Consider the following 15,539-nt stretch of genomic DNA (forward strand, 5'->3'; position numbering starts at 1 on the left):
AAATATCCGGGAGGATGACATGACGAGGCACACACTCGTCGCGAGCACGGCGCTCGCGGCTTGCCTATTTACCGTTTCCGCAGCCCATGCCCAGAATGCCGCCGCCCCCGCGCCGCAGGCATCGGAAGCTGGCGCTGACATCATCGTCACCGCGACCCGTCGCGAAACCAGCCTGCAGTCGACCCCGATCGCGATTTCCGCGTTCAGCCAGGACACGCTGACCAAGAATGGCGTCAAGGACGTCACCGACCTCGCCCGCTTCGTCCCCTCGCTGCAGTTCAACCAGCAGGGCGACCAGTCGGCCGTGCTGCTGACCCTGCGTGGCATCGGCAATGACAGCGCCTATACCGAAGTCGCCGATCCCGAAGTCGCCATTTATATCGACGGCGTCTATTCGCCGCGCTCGCAGGGCGCGTCGGTGCTGATGTACGACATGGAGCGCGTCGAAGTGTTGCGCGGCCCGCAGGGCACGCTGTTCGGCCGCAACGCCACCGTCGGCGCCCTGAGCCTGATCTCGGCCAAGCCCAAGCTGGGCGAGTTTGAAGGCAATGTCGAAGTGGTCGCGGGCAATTACGACCGGTTCGGCGTGCGCGGCGCGATCAACATCCCCGTCACCGACACGCTGGCCTTCCGCGTCGCCTTCGTCAGCGACCAGCATGACGGCTATGCCGACTATCAGGCTGCCCCCGATGTTCCGGGCGTCAACCCGTCGGCCTTCGTCACCTCGGGCAAGAAATATTATGCCGCCGACCAGCAGTCGGGCCGCATCTCGATGCTATGGCAGCCCAGCGACCGGTTCAGCTGGAACCTGTCGACCGAAGGCTTCTGGGACAAGGGCGCGCCGGTGATCGGCCTGCTCCAGACCCCGCGTGAAGGCACCAAGCGCTGGTCGACGCTGAGCGACACCGCGCCCGAGACCGATCGCTATTCCGCCGCCGTGCGGAGCAACATGAACTATGACATCACCGATGGCATCCAGCTGAGCTATATTGCCGGCTGGTCGCGCATCGGCGGCAGCACTCGCACCGACGCCGACGCGGGCGCCCTGCCCCCGACCGGCCAGGTCGACGCGGATGGCAACGACCTGCCTCTGGGCGCCTTCAACGAGAACAGCACCGTCTGGTCGCGTTATGACTTCCAGAGCCATGAACTGCAGCTCAAATCGACTGGCGATCAGGCGGTCGACTGGATCCTGGGCGCCTATTACAGCCACGAAAAGAACAAGATCCGCTTCGATATCGACCAGCGTAACGGCTATCGTGACGGCACGTTCAGCTGGGCCGGCAGCTTCATCCAGGCCAATCGCCAGATCGACAGCCGCGCCGTGTTCGGCCAGGCCGTATGGCATGCCACCGACTGGCTGCGTGTGACCGGCGGCCTGCGCTACACGTCCGACAAGAAGGAAGATATTGGCGGTCGCAACGTGATGTTCGACCATTGCCCCGACACCCTGCCCGCCGATGCGTGCCAGGATGGCATTTTCGGCGCCTATCCCGACGCCACGGCCGACGAACTGGTCGCGCTGCTGCCGGGCTATGCGATTTCCAGCAACGACGTGAAGGGCAAGTGGAACAAGCTGACCTATCTCGCCCGTGTCGATGCCGACATCGCCGCCGACACGCTGGGCTATGCCAGCATCTCCACCGGCTTCAAGTCGGGTAACATCCAGGACAATGCCGGCCTGACCGATCCGGAAACGCTGACCAACTATGAAGTGGGCCTCAAGTCGCGCTTCTTCGATCGCCGCGTCACGCTGAACCTGGCCGCCTATTATTCCGACTTCAAGGGATATCAGGTGAACCAGGCCGTCACCTTCCGCGACGACCAGGGCAATGTCATCCGCAGCCAGATGATCACCCAGAACGCCCAGGGCGCCAAGGCCTATGGTCTGGAAGCCGAACTGGTGGCGCAGATCACCGACAATGACCGCCTGAACTTCTCGGGCACGCTGCAGAAGACCAAGCTGGAGGATCTGGAGAGCGTCGACGGGCGCCTCTATGACGGCGGCAAGCAGTCGTCGATCGTGCAGCTGAAGGGCAATGAGCTGGCGCATGCGCCACGCTTCTCCGCCACTGCCAGCTACGAGCATCGCTTCGAACTGGCCAGCGGGGCGACGATCGTGCCGCGCGTCACCACCCATTATGAAACGCGCAGCTGGCTGAGCTACTTCAATGGCGACGCCAACCCGTTCGTCAATGCGAACGATCCGGCGGACAACATGCCCAACCGTGGCACCTATGGTACCGACTGGGACAAGCAGAAGGCCTATTTCCGGTCCGACGCATCGTTGACCTTCAACTCCGCGGATCAGAAATATTCGGTCGAGGCGTTCGTCCAGAATATCGAGAATGGCAAGATCCGGACCGGCGCGGGGGCCTTTGGCGCGACCCGTTACGACCCGGTGTTCCTGTCCAATCTCCAGTCGCCGCGTACCTGGGGTGTCCGCGCCCGCGCGGCCTTCTGATCGCGGCCTGAAAGGAAACAGACATGACGACCGACTCCTCCCTTCCCGGTCGCGTCGTCATACTGGGCGGCGGCACGGCCGGTTGGCTGGCCGCCGCCTATCTGTCCCGCACGCTGAAGGTGCCGAACGTCACGCTGGTCGAATCCAGCGAGATCGGCATCATCGGCGTCGGGGAAGGGACTTTTCCCACCATCCGCACCACACTGGCCGGGCTCGGCATCAGCGAGGCCGAATTCCTGGTCCAGGCCGACGCCACCTTCAAGCAGGGGGTGCTGTTCGACGGCTGGGCCACCGGCAGCGACAGCTATTTCCATCCCTTCAACCTGCCCGTCGGTGGCGAGGATGAGGCGCTGCTGCCGCACTGGATCGCCGCCGCTGGCCCCAACCGGCCAGCCTGGGCCGATGCCGTCACGGTGCAGGAACGGGTGATCCGCGCCGGGCGCGCGCCCAAGCGGCCCGAGGACGCCGATTTTTCCGGGCCGATGAACTATGCCTATCATTTCGACGCGGCCCGCTTCGCGGCCTATCTGCGCGCCATTTCGGTCGCCGCCGGGGTGTCGCGCATCGAGGGCACGGTCGGATTGGTCGAGCGCCATGCCGATGGCGATATCGCCGCGCTGCTGCTGGCCGACGGCCGCCGGGTCGAGGGCGATTTCTTCCTCGATTGCTCGGGCTTCCGCGCCCTGCTGATCGGGCAGACGCTGGGATCGGGCTTCAAAAGCTGCGCCGACAGCCTGTTCAACGATCGCGCGCTGGCGATGCAGGTGCCCTATGCAACGCCCGACGCGCCGGTCCGCCCCTATACGCTGGCCACCGCGCACGAGGCGGGCTGGACCTGGGACATCGGCCTCTCCGGCCGGCGCGGCATCGGCTATGTCTATTCCAGCCGCCATTGCTCGGACGACGAGGCGGAGGCGACATTGCGCCGCTATGTCGGCAGCGAAGGTGACAGCCTCACCCCGCGCCAGCTGCGCTTCGAGACCGGCTATCGCGACACCCAGTGGATCGGCAATTGCGTCGCCGTGGGCCTTTCCGCCGGCTTCTTCGAGCCGCTGGAATCGACCGGCATCATGCTGATCGAGGCCGCGCTCAAGATGATCGGCGATTTCCTGGTGCCCGGCGACCGCGCCGCCCGCGATGCCGCCGCGCGCAGCTTCAATGCGCTGATGGCTGCCCGCTTCGCGCGGATCGTCCATTTCCTGAAACTCCATTATTGCGTCACCCGGCGCACCGACACCGCCTATTGGCGCGACAATGCCGACCCGGCCTCGATCCCGCAGGAATTGCAGGACATGCTGGCGCAATGGTGCCATCGCCCGCCGTCACGCTTCGACTTCCTGGTCGATGTCGAGACCTTCCTGCCGCCCAGCTATCATTATATCCTCTACGGCATGGGCTTCGAGACAGCGCTCACCGCCGGCGCGGATCGCTATCCCGGCGGCGCCGAGGCCCGCGACATCTTCACCCGCGTGCGCGGCGCCCAGGCCGGCGCCTGCGCCGCCCTGCCCGACCATCGCACGCTGCTGAACCATTATCATGCCCGTGCGGCCACCATTCCAGCCAAGGTTTCCCGATGACAATGAAGAAGACGGCGCTGATCGCCGCCCTGATGATCGCCAGCAGCCTGACCGGCGTTGCCGCTGCACAGACCGCCGCGTCCGCCCCCGCAGCAGCCACAGCCCAGTCGGCGCAGGCCCGCGCCGACGCGCTGGTCAAGCAGATGACGCTGGACGAGAAATTGCAGCTGATCCACGGCTATTTCCCGCCGCTGGCAAAGCCCGTGCCGCCGATCGCGATGATCCCGTCGGCCGGCCATATTCCGGGTATCCCGCGCCTGGGCATTCCCACGCTGCGCGAGAGCGACGCCAGCCTGGGCGTCGCCAATCAGGTCGAGCAGCGCAAGGGCGACGTCGCCACCGCGCTGCCCGCCAGCATCGCCACCGCCGCGACCTTCAATCCCAAGCTCGCCTATGAAGGCGGCGCGATGATCGGCGCAGAGGCACGGGCCAAGACCTTCAACATCCTGCTGGCCGGCGGCGTCAACCTGACCCGCGATCCCTGGAACGGTCGCAATTTCGAATATCTGGGCGAAGACCCGCTGCTCGCCGGCACCATGGTCGGCGAACATATCAAGGGCGTGCAGAGCAACCATATCGTCTCGACCATCAAGCATTTTGCGCTGAATTCGCAGGAAACCGGCCGTAATGTGCTCGACGCGCGGATCGACAAGGCGGCGCTGCGGGAGAGCGACCTGCTCGCCTTCCAGCTAGGGATCGAGATCGGCCAGCCGGCGTCGGTCATGTGCGCCTATAACAAGGTCAATGGCGACTATGCCTGCGAGAATGACTGGCTGCTCAACACCGTCCTCAAGCAGGACTGGGCCTATAAGGGCTGGGTCATGTCGGACTGGGGCGCAGTCCATTCGACCGAAAAGGCGGCGATCAAAGGCCTGGACCAGGATAGCGGCCAGGAACTGGACGACCAGATGTTCTTCGATACCAAATTTGCCGATGCGGTGAAGGCGGGGCGCATCCCGATGAGCCGGCTCGACGACATGGTCCGTCGCATCGTGTTCGGCGTGATCGACAGCGGGCTGATGGACCAGGCCGTGCCCGACAGCGCTCAACCGATCGACTATGCGGCCCACGCACTGGTCGCGCAGAAGGCGGCCGAGGAAGGCATCGTCCTGCTCAAGAATGACGGCAATCTGCTGCCGCTGGCGAAGACCGCCAAGACAATCGTGCTGATCGGTGCCCATGCCGATGTCGGCGTGCTGTCGGGCGGTGGATCGTCGCAGGTCCGCTCGGTCGGCGGCGCGCCGGTCGAAATCCCGCTGACCAAGGGGGCGGCCGCCTCCTTCGCGCGGATCACCTGGCACGCCTCCTCGCCGCTGAAGGCGATCCAGGCGCTCGCCCCCAATGCCAAGGTCACCTATATCGACGGCAGCGATCCCAAGGCAGCGGCCGCCGCCGCACAGGGCGCCGACATGGCGATCGTCTTCGCCTGGGCCTGGCGCACCGAAGCGCAGGACCCCGAAAGCATGGCCCTGCCCGACAATCAGGATGCGCTGATCGACGCCGTCGCCGGCGCCAACAGGAAGACGCTGGTGGTGGTCGAGGCCGGCGGCCCGGTGCTGATGCCCTGGGTCAGCCGCGTGCCCGCCATCCTGCAGGCCTGGTATCCCGGCCAGCGTGGCGGCGAGGCGATCGCCAACATCCTGTTCGGCGATGTCGATCCTTCGGGGCGCCTCCCCATCACCTTCCCGGTCGGCGTCGATCAGGCGCCGCGCCCGGAACCGATGGGCCTCGCGGAGCTGCACGCCGCCGAGGCCCGCCGGGACGCCGGCGACAAGACCGTCTATGGCATGAGCGGCGGGGTCGCCTCCTTCCCGGTCGACTATCCCGAGGGCGCCGATGTCGGCTATCGCTGGTATGCGGCCAAGAACGCCAAGCCGCTTTTCCCCTTCGGCTATGGCCTGACCTATACCAGCTTCCACTATGCCAATCTGAAGGTGGCCGACGGCACCAAGCTGAGCGTCAGCTTCGATGTCACCAATAGCGGCCAGCGCGCGGGCGCCGACGTGCCCCAGCTCTATGTCGAGGCAAAGAGCGCCGCGGGCACCAAGGCCTATCGCCTGGCCGGGTTCGAGAAGGTCTGGCTGAAACCCGGCGAGACCCGGCAGGTCAGCCTGACCGTCGATCCGCGCGTCATCGCCCGCTTTGACGAGGCCAAATCCGGCTGGGCGCTGGACGCGGGCAATTACAAGCTGCGCATCGGCCATTTCGCGGGCGACGCGGCGCTGACCGGCTCGGCCCGGCTGGACGCGGTCGCGCTCAAGCCATGACCAGCGCCACGCATCAGACCGAGCTGCTGCTCTTCACGGTATTGGTCCAGCTGATCGTGATGATCGGCGCCGCCCGGCTGATGCACGTACTGTTCCGCCGCATGGGGCAGCCCGGCGTGGTGGGCGAGATCGTCGCCGGCCTGCTGCTCGGCCCATCGTTGTTCGGCCATTTCTTTCCCGGCCTATCGCTTATCCTGTTCGGCGCCAAGCCCGAACCGGCGGTGACGGTGCTGAGCCAGATCGGCCTCATCCTGCTGATGTTCCAGATCGGCAGCGAGTTTGAGTTCGCCCGGTTGCGCGAGGCGCGATTGCGCCAGACGACGCTGCTAGTCGCCATCACCTCCGTCGCCATTCCCTTCCTCGCCGGTTTCGGCGTTGGCCAATGGTCGGCGGCGGCGCTGGCCCCCTCCATCGATCCCTTCGTCTACAGCCTGTTCTGCGGCGTCGCGACGGCGATCACGGCGGTGCCGATCCTCGGCCGCATCCTGGGCGATTTCGGCCTGACCCGCACCGACATCGGCATCGTCGCCATCTCGGCCGCCGCGATCAACGATGTCGTCGGCTGGGTGCTGCTGGCCGGGATCGCCGCCTTTGCCACGGCGCAGCTGTCGGGCAGCTATCTGGTCGTCCATGTCGGGGGCCTCGCCCTCTTCCTCTTCGCCCTGCGCTTCGTCGCCGCGCCGCTCGCCGACCGGCTGGTCGCCCGCTTCCCGCTGGAGCGGGGCACGATTCCGCCGTCGCTGCTGGCGATCCTGCTGCTGATGATGTTCGGCCTGGCGCTCTGCACCTATGCGCTGGGCATCTTCGCGATCTTCGGCGGCTTTGCTGCGGGCCTGCTGTTCCATCGCCATCGCGCGCTGGTTGATGCCTGGCAGGAACAGGTGGGCCGTTTCGTCACCGTTTTCTTCCTGCCGATCTTCTTCACCTTCACGGGCCTGCGCACCAACATATTGGGCCTGGCCACCGGCACCGAATGTTTCTGGCTGATCGCCGCCTGCGCCGCCGCGATCCTGGCCAAGATCGTTCCGGTCTATTGCGCCGCCCGGGTGAGCGGCTGGCCGCACCGCGACGGGCTGATCCTAGGATCGCTGATGAACACCCGCGCGCTGATGGAGCTGATCGTGCTCAATGTCGGCTATGACCTCGGCTTCCTGCCCAAATCGATGTTCACCATTCTTGTGGTGATGGCCGTGGTCACGACATTGATGACCGGACCGATCCTGCGCATCCTGCTGCGCGCCACCCCGCAACCACTTGCCAGACCCGCCGAAGCCTGACGCTTCGCCTGCACAGGAGTCCCCATGATCCCGCGCCTTTCGTCCGCGTCTCTTTCCATCCTTGCGCTGGCGCTGACCGGCGGCGCCGCAGCCCAGTCGGTGCCGCAGCAGCCGACCGCCTCGATCGCCAACCCCGCGATCTGGCCCAAGCTCAACGCCCAGCCCAAGCGCGACGCCAAGGTGGAGCAGCGGATCGACGCACTGATGCGGGCGATGTCGATCGAGGACAAGGTCGGCCAGTTGATCCAGGTCGACATCGGATCGATCAAGCCGGCCGATGTCGTCACCTACAAGATAGGGTCGGTGCTGAACGGCGGCAATAGCGGCCCCTATGACGACGAATATGCCTCGCCGGCCAAATGGCTGAAGCTGGCCGACGAATTTTACGACGCATCGATGACCCGCAACGACGGCCGGCCGAAGATCCCGATCATCTGGGGCACGGATTCCGTCCACGGCAACAATAATATCGTCGGCGCCACGCTGTTCCCGCACAATATCGGCCTGGGCGCCGCGCGCGACCGCGACCTTATTCGCAAGATCGGCGAGATCACCGCGCTGGAAACCGCCGCCGCCGGCCTCGACTGGACCTTCGCGCCGACGTTGGCAGTGGTGCAGGACGACCGCTGGGGCCGCACCTATGAAAGCTATGGCGAGGAGCCGGCAATCGCCGCCGACTATGCCGGCGCGATGATCGAGGGCGTGCAGGGCAAGGTCAATGGCAAGGATTTCCTGGCGCCCAACCATCTGATCGCCACGACCAAGCATTTCCTGGGCGACGGCGGCACCGGCGGCCGCGACCAGGGCGACACGGTGGTGTCCGAACAGGTGCTGCGCGACGTCCATCTGGGCGGCTATCCCGCCGCGATCGAGGCTGGGACGCAATCGGTCATGGCCAGCTTCTCCAGCTGGAACGGCGAGAAGATGAGCGGCAACAAGTCCCTGCTGACGGGCGTGCTGAAGGAGCAGATGGGCTTTGACGGCTTCGTCGTGGGCGACTGGAACAGCCATGGCCAGGTGCGCGGCTGCACCAATGAGGATTGTCCCCAGGCGATCAATGCCGGGCTCGACATGTTCATGTATTCCGGCCCCGGCTGGAAGCAGCTCTATGCCAATACCCTGCGCGAGGCGAAGGAGGGCACCATACCGGCGAGCCGACTGGACGACGCGGTGCGCCGCATCCTGCGGGTGAAGCTGCGCGCCGGCACCTTCGATCGCGGCCGGCCTTCGTCCCGCCCCTTTGCCGGCAAGTTCGACGTGATTGCCGGTCCGGCCAGCAAGGCGATCGCCCGCCAGGCGGTGCAGGAATCGCTGGTGCTGCTCAAGAATGAGGGCGTACTGCCGCTCAAGCCCAGCGCCCATATCCTGGTCGCCGGCGCCGCTGCCGACAGCATCAGCCAGCAGGCCGGTGGCTGGTCGATCACCTGGCAGGGCGCGGACCTGCCCAACAGCGCCTTCCCCAATGCCACCTCGATCTGGAAGGGGATTGCCGACACGGTGAAAGCGGCCGGCGGCACCGCCAGCTATGCGCCCGACGGCAGCTTCACGACCAAGCCGGACGCCGCGATCGTGGTGTTCGGCGAGAAGCCTTATGCCGAGTTCAAGGGCGACATCCCCAATCTGGAATATAGTCCGGGCGACAAGCCGGACCTCGCCCTGCTCAAGAAGTTGAAGGCAGCCGGCATACCGGTGGTCACGGTCTTCCTGTCGGGCCGGCCGCTCTGGGTGAATGCCGAACTCAATGCGTCGGACGCCTTTGTCGCGGCCTTCCTGCCGGGCAGCGAGGGCGGCGGCGTCGCCGACGTCCTGTTCGCCAAAGCCGATGGCAGCATCAATCATGACTTCCGCGGCACGCTCGGCTTCTCCTGGCCCAAGCGCCCCGATCAATATGTGCTCAATCGCCGCGACCCGGGCTATGATCCGCTCTTCGCCTTTGGCTATGGATTGTCCTACGCCAAGCCGGGCAAGGTCGGGCCGCTCGACGAGAGCCGCCCCGCCGGCATGGCCGAGGCGACGCCGGGCACCTTCTATGGCACCGGCCGCACGCCGCCGGGCTGGGCGATCGACACCGAACTGGTCAAGCAATCGGGCGTCGACCGCCGCGCGCAGGAGGATGCCCGCCTGTTCAGCTGGAGCGGCGGCGCGCCGGGCAAGGTCGCGATCGTCGCGCCCCGCCCGATCGACCTGGCGCGCGAAAGCAATGGCGAGATCAGCCTGGTGATCCAGTATCGGCTCGACGCCAAGCCCGGGGCGCCGGTGACGATCGGCGTGGAAAGCGGCGGCAAGACCATCGCCGTGCCGATCGATGCCAGCCTGGCCAAGGCAGTGCCGGGCAGTTGGACCAGCTTTGCCGTACCGCTGCAATGCTTTGCTAGCCGGGGCGCGGACATGCACGCACTGACGGCGCCCTTCGTCCTGTCGACCAGCGGGCCGATGACGATCGCGATTTCCGACGTGAAGCTGGACTATGTCAGCATGCCGATGAATGCCTGCGGGGGGTGAACCGGCCGTGGCGGCGCGAAGCAAAGCTATCACCCCCCTGTAGTCAGGGGCGGGTTTCGCGCCGCCGTGGCGTCCGCTATGTCCCACCGCGAAACATAAGGGGGGACGCACGGATATGGATCGAGTGCAGGGACTTGCATGGGCGGCACGATCGCCCTTAGGTGACGCCATGACGGGTCGCACCTCCATTTGTCATACGCCGCAGGAGCGGCCGTGACGATCAATCCGCTTTATTCCCTGACGGGCTTCATTGTCGGCACGCTGGTCGGGCTGACCGGCGTTGGCGGCGGATCGCTGATGACGCCGATCCTGGTGCTGCTGTTCAATTTCCATCCCGCCGCCGCAGTCGGCACCGACCTTCTCTATGCCTGCGTCACCAAAAGCGTGGGCAGCCTAGTCCATGGCTGGAAGCGGTCGGTCGACTGGGCGATCGTCGGCTGGCTGGCACTGGGGTCGATGCCCGCCGCGATCGGTGCGCTGATGGCGCTGCGGGCGATGGGGCCACCATCCGCCGCCGTGGTCGATCCGATCAAGGTGACGCTGGGCGTGATGCTGCTCCTCACCGGCCTGGTGCTGCTGTTCCGCGAGCGGATCACCGCCTGGTCGCGCAGCCATGGCCAGGATCGCAGCCCGGCGACCACCCGCAACCTCACCATATTGCTGGGCGTGATCGTCGGCGTGGCGGTGACCATCACCTCGGTCGGCGCTGGCGCGATCGGCGCGACCGCGCTGCTGATCCTCTATCCCCGCACGCCGCTCGCCCGGATCGTCGGCAGCGACGTCGCCCATGCCGTGCCGCTGACGCTGGTGGCGGGCATCGGCCATTGGTGGCTGGGCACGGTCGACATGTCGCTGCTCGCTTCGCTGCTCATCGGGTCGATCCCCGGCATCATCGTCGGCAGCCTGCTGGCATCGCATGTGCGCGAAGCGGTGCTGCGCACGATCCTGGCGACGATCCTGATCATCGTCGCGCTCAACCTGGTCTTCTGAAACGCCGGGGCGTCAGCCCGGCAGGAAACCGGACTGGCGCAGCCGATCGACCGAATCCCGTGCCACCGGGGCGGACATGCCGTTGGTCAGCCGGACTTCCCGGCTCTTGCCGATGCCGGGCACATCGGCGACCGCTGCCTTGGCGACCCACCAACTGCGATGGATCTGCGCACCGGGCATATCATCCATTTCGGCAATGGCGTCGCGCAGCCGCATCAGGATCAGTTCGCTGCCGCGCGGTCCATGGACGCGGACATAATGATCCTCGCTCTCCAGCGCGAGCACCGGCCCCGTAAAAGCGGAACTTAGGCGCCGATCGAGGCGGGTGCCATCCGCCCTGCTCGCCGGCCCATCCGGCAAGGCGGGCGCCTCGGTCCGTTCGGCCCCCTGCGCGAACATGGTCGCTGGCCCCATATGCTCGTCATAATAGCGCAGCAGATGGGCGTCGGCCCGTTCCGCCCACCAGGCGATGGTCATGACCAGCAGACAGCATAGCAAGGTGAAGGGCAGCAGTCCGGGATAACCGCCCAGCAGCCTTATTTCGTCGCGCCCGACCAGACGCCAGATGAGGGCCAGGGGAAAGCTGGACACGACCATGCCCCAGAAGACCAGCGATCCGCGCGGCAGGCCGGTCGCCCGGGCGATCGCCCGCCAGGCGATCATGGTCGGGCGCGCCAATATATAGGCCCCCATCAGCAACAGCCACCATCGCCCCGCGCGCAGGAAAAAATCACCGGACAGATAGGTGCCGAACGGCCCCAGGAAGCCGACGACCGCCGCGACCGGCAGCATCGCCCACAGTTCCAACAGCACACGGCGGAGACTTTTCACGCAATCCCCCTTCCCATTCACGAAACGCGAACCGCGCAAGGCGCGGATTTCCGTGCTTTTCCTTATCATCCTTCCGCGTGACGGAAAGCCGCTTGCCCGTCAATCGCCGCCTGCCATCGCTCCCTTTCATACCGGCGGGCCGATGAATGGATCATCCACTTTGACCGGATAGGGAGACTGACAATGACCGACTTTCTGAGCACCAAGAGCGCGATCGCCATCATGTGCTGCGCCATCATCGCCCATATGGGTGCCTTTGCCCTTGCCCTCGCCTGATGTGCCGTTCCACGCCTTCCCGATCGCCCGGTACCGGCCCGCGCTTCAGCGACAGGCCGGGTTATGGGCGTCGGGATAGGCCATATAGCTGATGCTTGCCGCAGGCAGGGATTGCTCGCCCTGGGCGCTGACGCCCTTGAATTGCGGCACCACCCCATCCTTGCCCACCGTCAGCAGGCGGCCGTTGAGCTTCACCGTCCCGGCGTCCAGACTGTCGGCGGTCAATGTGTAACGAACGGCCTTTCCGGCCATTGCAAAGCGTGCCGGACTGGCGGTGTCGAGATTGATCGCCACGACGGCCACGCCGCCCGGCTTGCCACGCAGGCATTGGCTGTACAGATGCAGCTTCCCGGAATTTTGTCCGGCGTCCAGCACGACATTGCCCATCAGGCGCGCCCATAGAACCGCCGCCCAATAGCTGGGACGCGGCTCCATCGTGTCTTCGTCGATCCACGCATAGTCGCTGGCCGCCAGCGTATTGTGAAAGACGACCGAGATGCCCTGCCGCGCCTGACGCCCCAGTTGATCCACATAGCGAAACGTGTCGCGATATGTCGCCGCCCAGGCGTCACCGCCACAGGCCGCCTGCGCCGTCTCCGTGATCCAGATATCCGTCCCGGGCGCATAGCGCTGCTGCAGCGGCCTATAATAATCGACATAGCGATCCGCCCGCCCCAGCCAGTCCTCGCTCAAGGCCGCATCCGGTGCGATGCCGGCGCTCTTGTCCATCCTCGCGCAGCGCTGGGAAACGGTACCGTAAAAATGGTAGGAGAAGATATCGACCTTGGCGCGCGGTTCCGTCCCCATCAGCGCATCGGTTGAAATCTGGCCGGCATTGGCCGGGAATATCACGAACCCGGCTTCTCCGGTGCTACCGGGACCAACGATCTTCATGTCCTTTGCCTCGGCATCGCGAAAGGCGCGGAAGACGGCCATGTCCTTGGCAAAGGTGCCGGCATCATAGCCTTTGGGCAAGCCCACCATCGGACCGACATTGGGTTCGTTGATGAGTTCAGCCGCATAGATATGCCCGCCAAGCTTGCGGGTATAGGCATTGAGTTGGCGCGCCTGCTCGGGATTCCACACGCCAGAGGCATCGCGTGCGCCCTCGCTGACGGGAAAGGAGACGACCAGCTTGCCGCCAACCGATTGCACGAAGTCGATCACGCCGGCCCATTGGTCGCGGGTCAGCACGCTTTGATAGCCTTTGGGCGGCGTTGCCGGCGGTGGGGCATCGCTGTCATGGAAATAGGTGGCATTGGCCCATCCCCCACTGACCCGTATATAGGTCGGCCCCAGTGCCCTGGCGAGATTGCGCAAGCGCAGGTCGGTCTTCAGGTTGATCGGATCGCGCTTGCGAAACATGACCGCCGCCATGTCGACACCGCCGCTCGGCCCGACGCTAGGTTTGGGCGCGGCTTCTCCCGGCTTGGGATAGGGCGCCCAGAACCGGCCGCCGACCACTTCCACCATCTCAACATTATAGGCCTGATATTGGTCATCCACCTTGGCAATCCGCGCAAATTCGGTCGGATTGGCGACAGGCGAAGCAAGTACGGCGCCGCCGAGCAGCAGCGCACCGGTCGTCACGCCATATTGTGCGATCCGCAAATGGCTGTTGCGCATGTCGCTCTCCCTCTCCGTTGCTTGACCGGCACTATCGCCCGCACCGTGCCGGCCAGCAAGGGTGACGCAAAATTGGCCAGACCAAATCGCTCGAGCGATAGCGCGACAGCAGCGGCCAGCAGCAGCGATGTCGATCGCGGCATCGACACCTGTGTTCATCGGAGGCCGGAACTAAAATGGCCCCGGACCGTTACCGTCATGGTTGCGTAATATTACAAAGCCCAAGAACATATCCGACCTGATACCTGCCCCGGTAATAATACCGAGGTTTATTGGGGGCACTTTACGGTAGATTGAGGACGAACAGGGAGTAGCAACGATGAAACCCATTCGCAGTGCTCACACGCCACAGGCGCGCGTCGCCTTCACCCCGACCAGCAAAAAGGCTGGACAATGGGTCCAGACCCCGTCCGGCTTCGTGAAGCTCGACAGTCCAGCGGCTCCGCACGCCCAATAACGACTGCGCCTATCGCCGTCTGTGCCATGCCCGGCAAGATCGGCGATAGGCATGTCACTGCATCCGGAAATGCTCCATGCTGCCGCCAGCGGTATAGGGTGCGAGCAGCCTGCGAAATTCTGCGAACTGGGGCGTCGTGGTGAAGGCGACATGATCGTCCATGCTGGCCCATTCGATCAGCAGGATGAATTTATCGGGATGCTCCACCCCTCGCCCGAAGCGCACCGCCTGCACACCAACCAGGCCGCGCAGCAGGGGCAAGCCGTCATCCTGCATGGCGGTCTCGAACGCCTCCTCCATGCCCGGCTTCACCATCAGCAACGACTGTTCTACTAGCATGCCATATCTCTCCTAACGGGCTGCGAGGCCGGCATTGCCGCCATGCAGCCGCAGCTTCAGCGCATTTTGATAATAGGCAACCGTCTGATATTGACCGATCAATATGGGCAGTTCGATGAGTTGCGCCGGATCCAGCCGGGTTGCCAGTGTTGCCCAGGTGTCATCCTGGATCATGGCATCGCCATGCAGTTCCTCCACCGCGCGCAGAATGGCGCGATCATTTGCGTTCCATGCCGCGTCGGTCGAACCCACGATGATCCGTTCGACGTCCTCTCTTCCGATCCCGGCATGGCGCGCGATCAGGATATGCTCGCCCCATTCATAAGGCGCCTGGCACAACCATGCGATCCGCAGGATCGCCAATTCGCGATCACGCGGCGCCAATCGCCCTTCCGTCAACAGCAGAACGCCCACATCGGTCTGGCGCGCAAAAAGGGTTGGATGGCGCAGCATCGTCCGGATGATCTCCGGCAAGCGGGCCAGCAGGACGGCCATGTCAGCCGCTTCCTGCCCGGCCCCACGCGCGTCCGCCACATCAGTGAGCAGTTCCGCCTCGCGGGCATTGATGGACTGGTTGATCGCGATCATCTGTCGGATCAGGGGATCAAGATCGCCGCTATATTCATCGATCTGCAGCGGCTCGATCCGGGGTGCGCCACCCAATATCTGGTCATGGCGGCGGGCAATGCCAGCGGTCTCGGCGCCCATTCCGGGTTGCACATCCGCACTCTCGGTCATGCCAGCCTCTTCCCTTCGGTCTCCCGCTCCGTCGAAGTGGCTTGGTGCCCCGGCAGTGTCAAACCGCCGGGGCGCTATATGTCCGGTCAATATTCCTCGGGATCGGAATGAAATTCATGCCAGATGCCGTTGAGGATGCCGAAGCCGACGGCGAGGCCGACGCCCAATATCCAGGCAAAATACCACATAGGTCGG

At 65.1% G+C, this 15,539-nt stretch carries 12 protein-coding genes; 7 read left to right on the forward strand and 5 right to left on the reverse strand.

The features are described 5' to 3' along the window. Positions 1 to 19 precede the first annotated feature (19 nt). The 6 genes from PMI04_RS15300 to PMI04_RS15325 all read left to right on the forward strand — a co-directional run bounded on the left by PMI04_RS15300 (position 20) and on the right by PMI04_RS15325 (position 11,077). A complete protein-coding gene (locus tag PMI04_RS15300; protein WP_007708581.1) occupies positions 20 to 2,464 on the forward strand; it encodes a TonB-dependent receptor in 2,445 nt (814 codons plus the stop codon). 23 nt (positions 2,465 to 2,487) lie between these two features. After that, a complete protein-coding gene (locus tag PMI04_RS15305) occupies positions 2,488 to 4,041 on the forward strand; it encodes a tryptophan halogenase family protein (RefSeq protein WP_007708583.1) in 1,554 nt (517 codons plus the stop codon). A 2-nt stretch (positions 4,042 to 4,043) separates the two neighbouring features. Beyond that, complete coding sequence (locus PMI04_RS15310; protein ID WP_037486111.1) at positions 4,044 to 6,308, forward strand: glycoside hydrolase family 3 protein; 2,265 nt, start codon at positions 4,044 to 4,046, stop codon at positions 6,306 to 6,308. Further along, positions 6,305 to 7,585 (forward strand): cation:proton antiporter, encoded by a 1,281-nt coding sequence (locus tag PMI04_RS15315; RefSeq protein WP_007708588.1) that lies wholly within the window; start codon positions 6,305 to 6,307, stop codon positions 7,583 to 7,585. Before PMI04_RS15310 ends, PMI04_RS15315 begins: the two co-directional genes overlap by 4 nt. Before the next feature lie 24 nt (positions 7,586 to 7,609). Next, a complete protein-coding gene (locus PMI04_RS15320) occupies positions 7,610 to 10,087 on the forward strand; it encodes an exo 1,3/1,4-beta-D-glucan glucohydrolase (protein WP_007708590.1) in 2,478 nt (825 codons plus the stop codon). 213 nt (positions 10,088 to 10,300) lie between these two features. After that, complete coding sequence (locus tag PMI04_RS15325) at positions 10,301 to 11,077, forward strand: sulfite exporter TauE/SafE family protein (RefSeq protein ID WP_007708593.1); 777 nt, start codon at positions 10,301 to 10,303, stop codon at positions 11,075 to 11,077. 12 nt (positions 11,078 to 11,089) lie between these two features. Here the strand turns inward: PMI04_RS15325 and PMI04_RS15330 are convergent, their stop codons facing one another. Both PMI04_RS15330 and PMI04_RS15335 read right to left on the reverse strand, forming a co-directional pair. Further along, positions 11,090 to 11,908: a LytTR family DNA-binding domain-containing protein gene (locus PMI04_RS15330; protein ID WP_007708595.1), complete on the reverse strand. Its 819-nt coding sequence runs from the start codon at positions 11,906 to 11,908 to the stop codon at positions 11,090 to 11,092. A 321-nt stretch (positions 11,909 to 12,229) separates the two neighbouring features. Then, entirely contained in the window at positions 12,230 to 13,810 is a 1,581-nt protein-coding gene (locus tag PMI04_RS15335; protein WP_007708605.1) for a hypothetical protein, read from the reverse strand. A 319-nt stretch (positions 13,811 to 14,129) separates the two neighbouring features. On the opposite strand from PMI04_RS15335, the gene PMI04_RS15340 reads away from it, so the two are divergent. Beyond that, positions 14,130 to 14,267, forward strand: a complete 138-nt coding sequence (locus PMI04_RS15340) for a hypothetical protein (protein WP_007708607.1) — start codon at positions 14,130 to 14,132, stop codon at positions 14,265 to 14,267. Between the two features lie 54 nt (positions 14,268 to 14,321). Here PMI04_RS15340 and PMI04_RS15345 read toward each other — a convergent pair whose 3' ends face one another. The 3 genes from PMI04_RS15345 to cydX form a co-directional block, all read right to left on the reverse strand. Further along, positions 14,322 to 14,606, reverse strand: coding sequence for an antibiotic biosynthesis monooxygenase family protein (locus tag PMI04_RS15345; RefSeq protein WP_007708609.1), 285 nt, complete (start codon positions 14,604 to 14,606; stop codon positions 14,322 to 14,324). Positions 14,607 to 14,618: 12 nt separating this feature from the next. Further along, positions 14,619 to 15,344 (reverse strand): carboxymuconolactone decarboxylase family protein, encoded by a 726-nt coding sequence (locus PMI04_RS15350; protein ID WP_007708611.1) that lies wholly within the window; start codon positions 15,342 to 15,344, stop codon positions 14,619 to 14,621. A gap of 86 nt (positions 15,345 to 15,430) precedes the next feature. Continuing rightward, on the reverse strand, positions 15,431 to 15,532 hold the full coding sequence (gene cydX / locus PMI04_RS15355) for a cytochrome bd-I oxidase subunit CydX (RefSeq protein ID WP_007708613.1): 102 nt from the start codon (positions 15,530 to 15,532) through the stop codon (positions 15,431 to 15,433). Positions 15,533 to 15,539 lie beyond the last annotated feature (7 nt).

It is taken from the genome of Sphingobium sp. AP49, from assembly GCF_000281715.2.
Classification (GTDB): Bacteria; Pseudomonadota; Alphaproteobacteria; order Sphingomonadales; family Sphingomonadaceae; genus Sphingobium.

What these genes read in the sequence shown, in the direction of transcription:
- PMI04_RS15300 (WP_007708581.1), top strand. Translation starts at nt 20, where the DNA reads ATGACGAGGCACACACTCGTCGCGAGCACGGCGCTCGCGGCTTGCCTA.
- PMI04_RS15305 (WP_007708583.1), top strand. Translation starts at nt 2,488, where the DNA reads ATGACGACCGACTCCTCCCTTCCCGGTCGCGTCGTCATACTGGGCGGC.
- PMI04_RS15310 (WP_037486111.1), top strand. Translation starts at nt 4,044, where the DNA reads ATGAAGAAGACGGCGCTGATCGCCGCCCTGATGATCGCCAGCAGCCTG.
- PMI04_RS15315 (WP_007708588.1), top strand. Translation starts at nt 6,305, where the DNA reads ATGACCAGCGCCACGCATCAGACCGAGCTGCTGCTCTTCACGGTATTG.
- PMI04_RS15320 (WP_007708590.1), top strand. Translation starts at nt 7,610, where the DNA reads ATGATCCCGCGCCTTTCGTCCGCGTCTCTTTCCATCCTTGCGCTGGCG.
- PMI04_RS15335 (WP_007708605.1), bottom strand. Translation starts at nt 13,810, where the DNA reads ATGCGCAACAGCCATTTGCGGATCGCACAATATGGCGTGACGACCGGT.
- PMI04_RS15340 (WP_007708607.1), top strand. Translation starts at nt 14,130, where the DNA reads ATGAAACCCATTCGCAGTGCTCACACGCCACAGGCGCGCGTCGCCTTC.
- PMI04_RS15345 (WP_007708609.1), bottom strand. Translation starts at nt 14,606, where the DNA reads ATGCTAGTAGAACAGTCGTTGCTGATGGTGAAGCCGGGCATGGAGGAG.
- PMI04_RS15350 (WP_007708611.1), bottom strand. Translation starts at nt 15,344, where the DNA reads ATGACCGAGAGTGCGGATGTGCAACCCGGAATGGGCGCCGAGACCGCT.
- cydX (WP_007708613.1), bottom strand. Translation starts at nt 15,532, where the DNA reads ATGTGGTATTTTGCCTGGATATTGGGCGTCGGCCTCGCCGTCGGCTTC.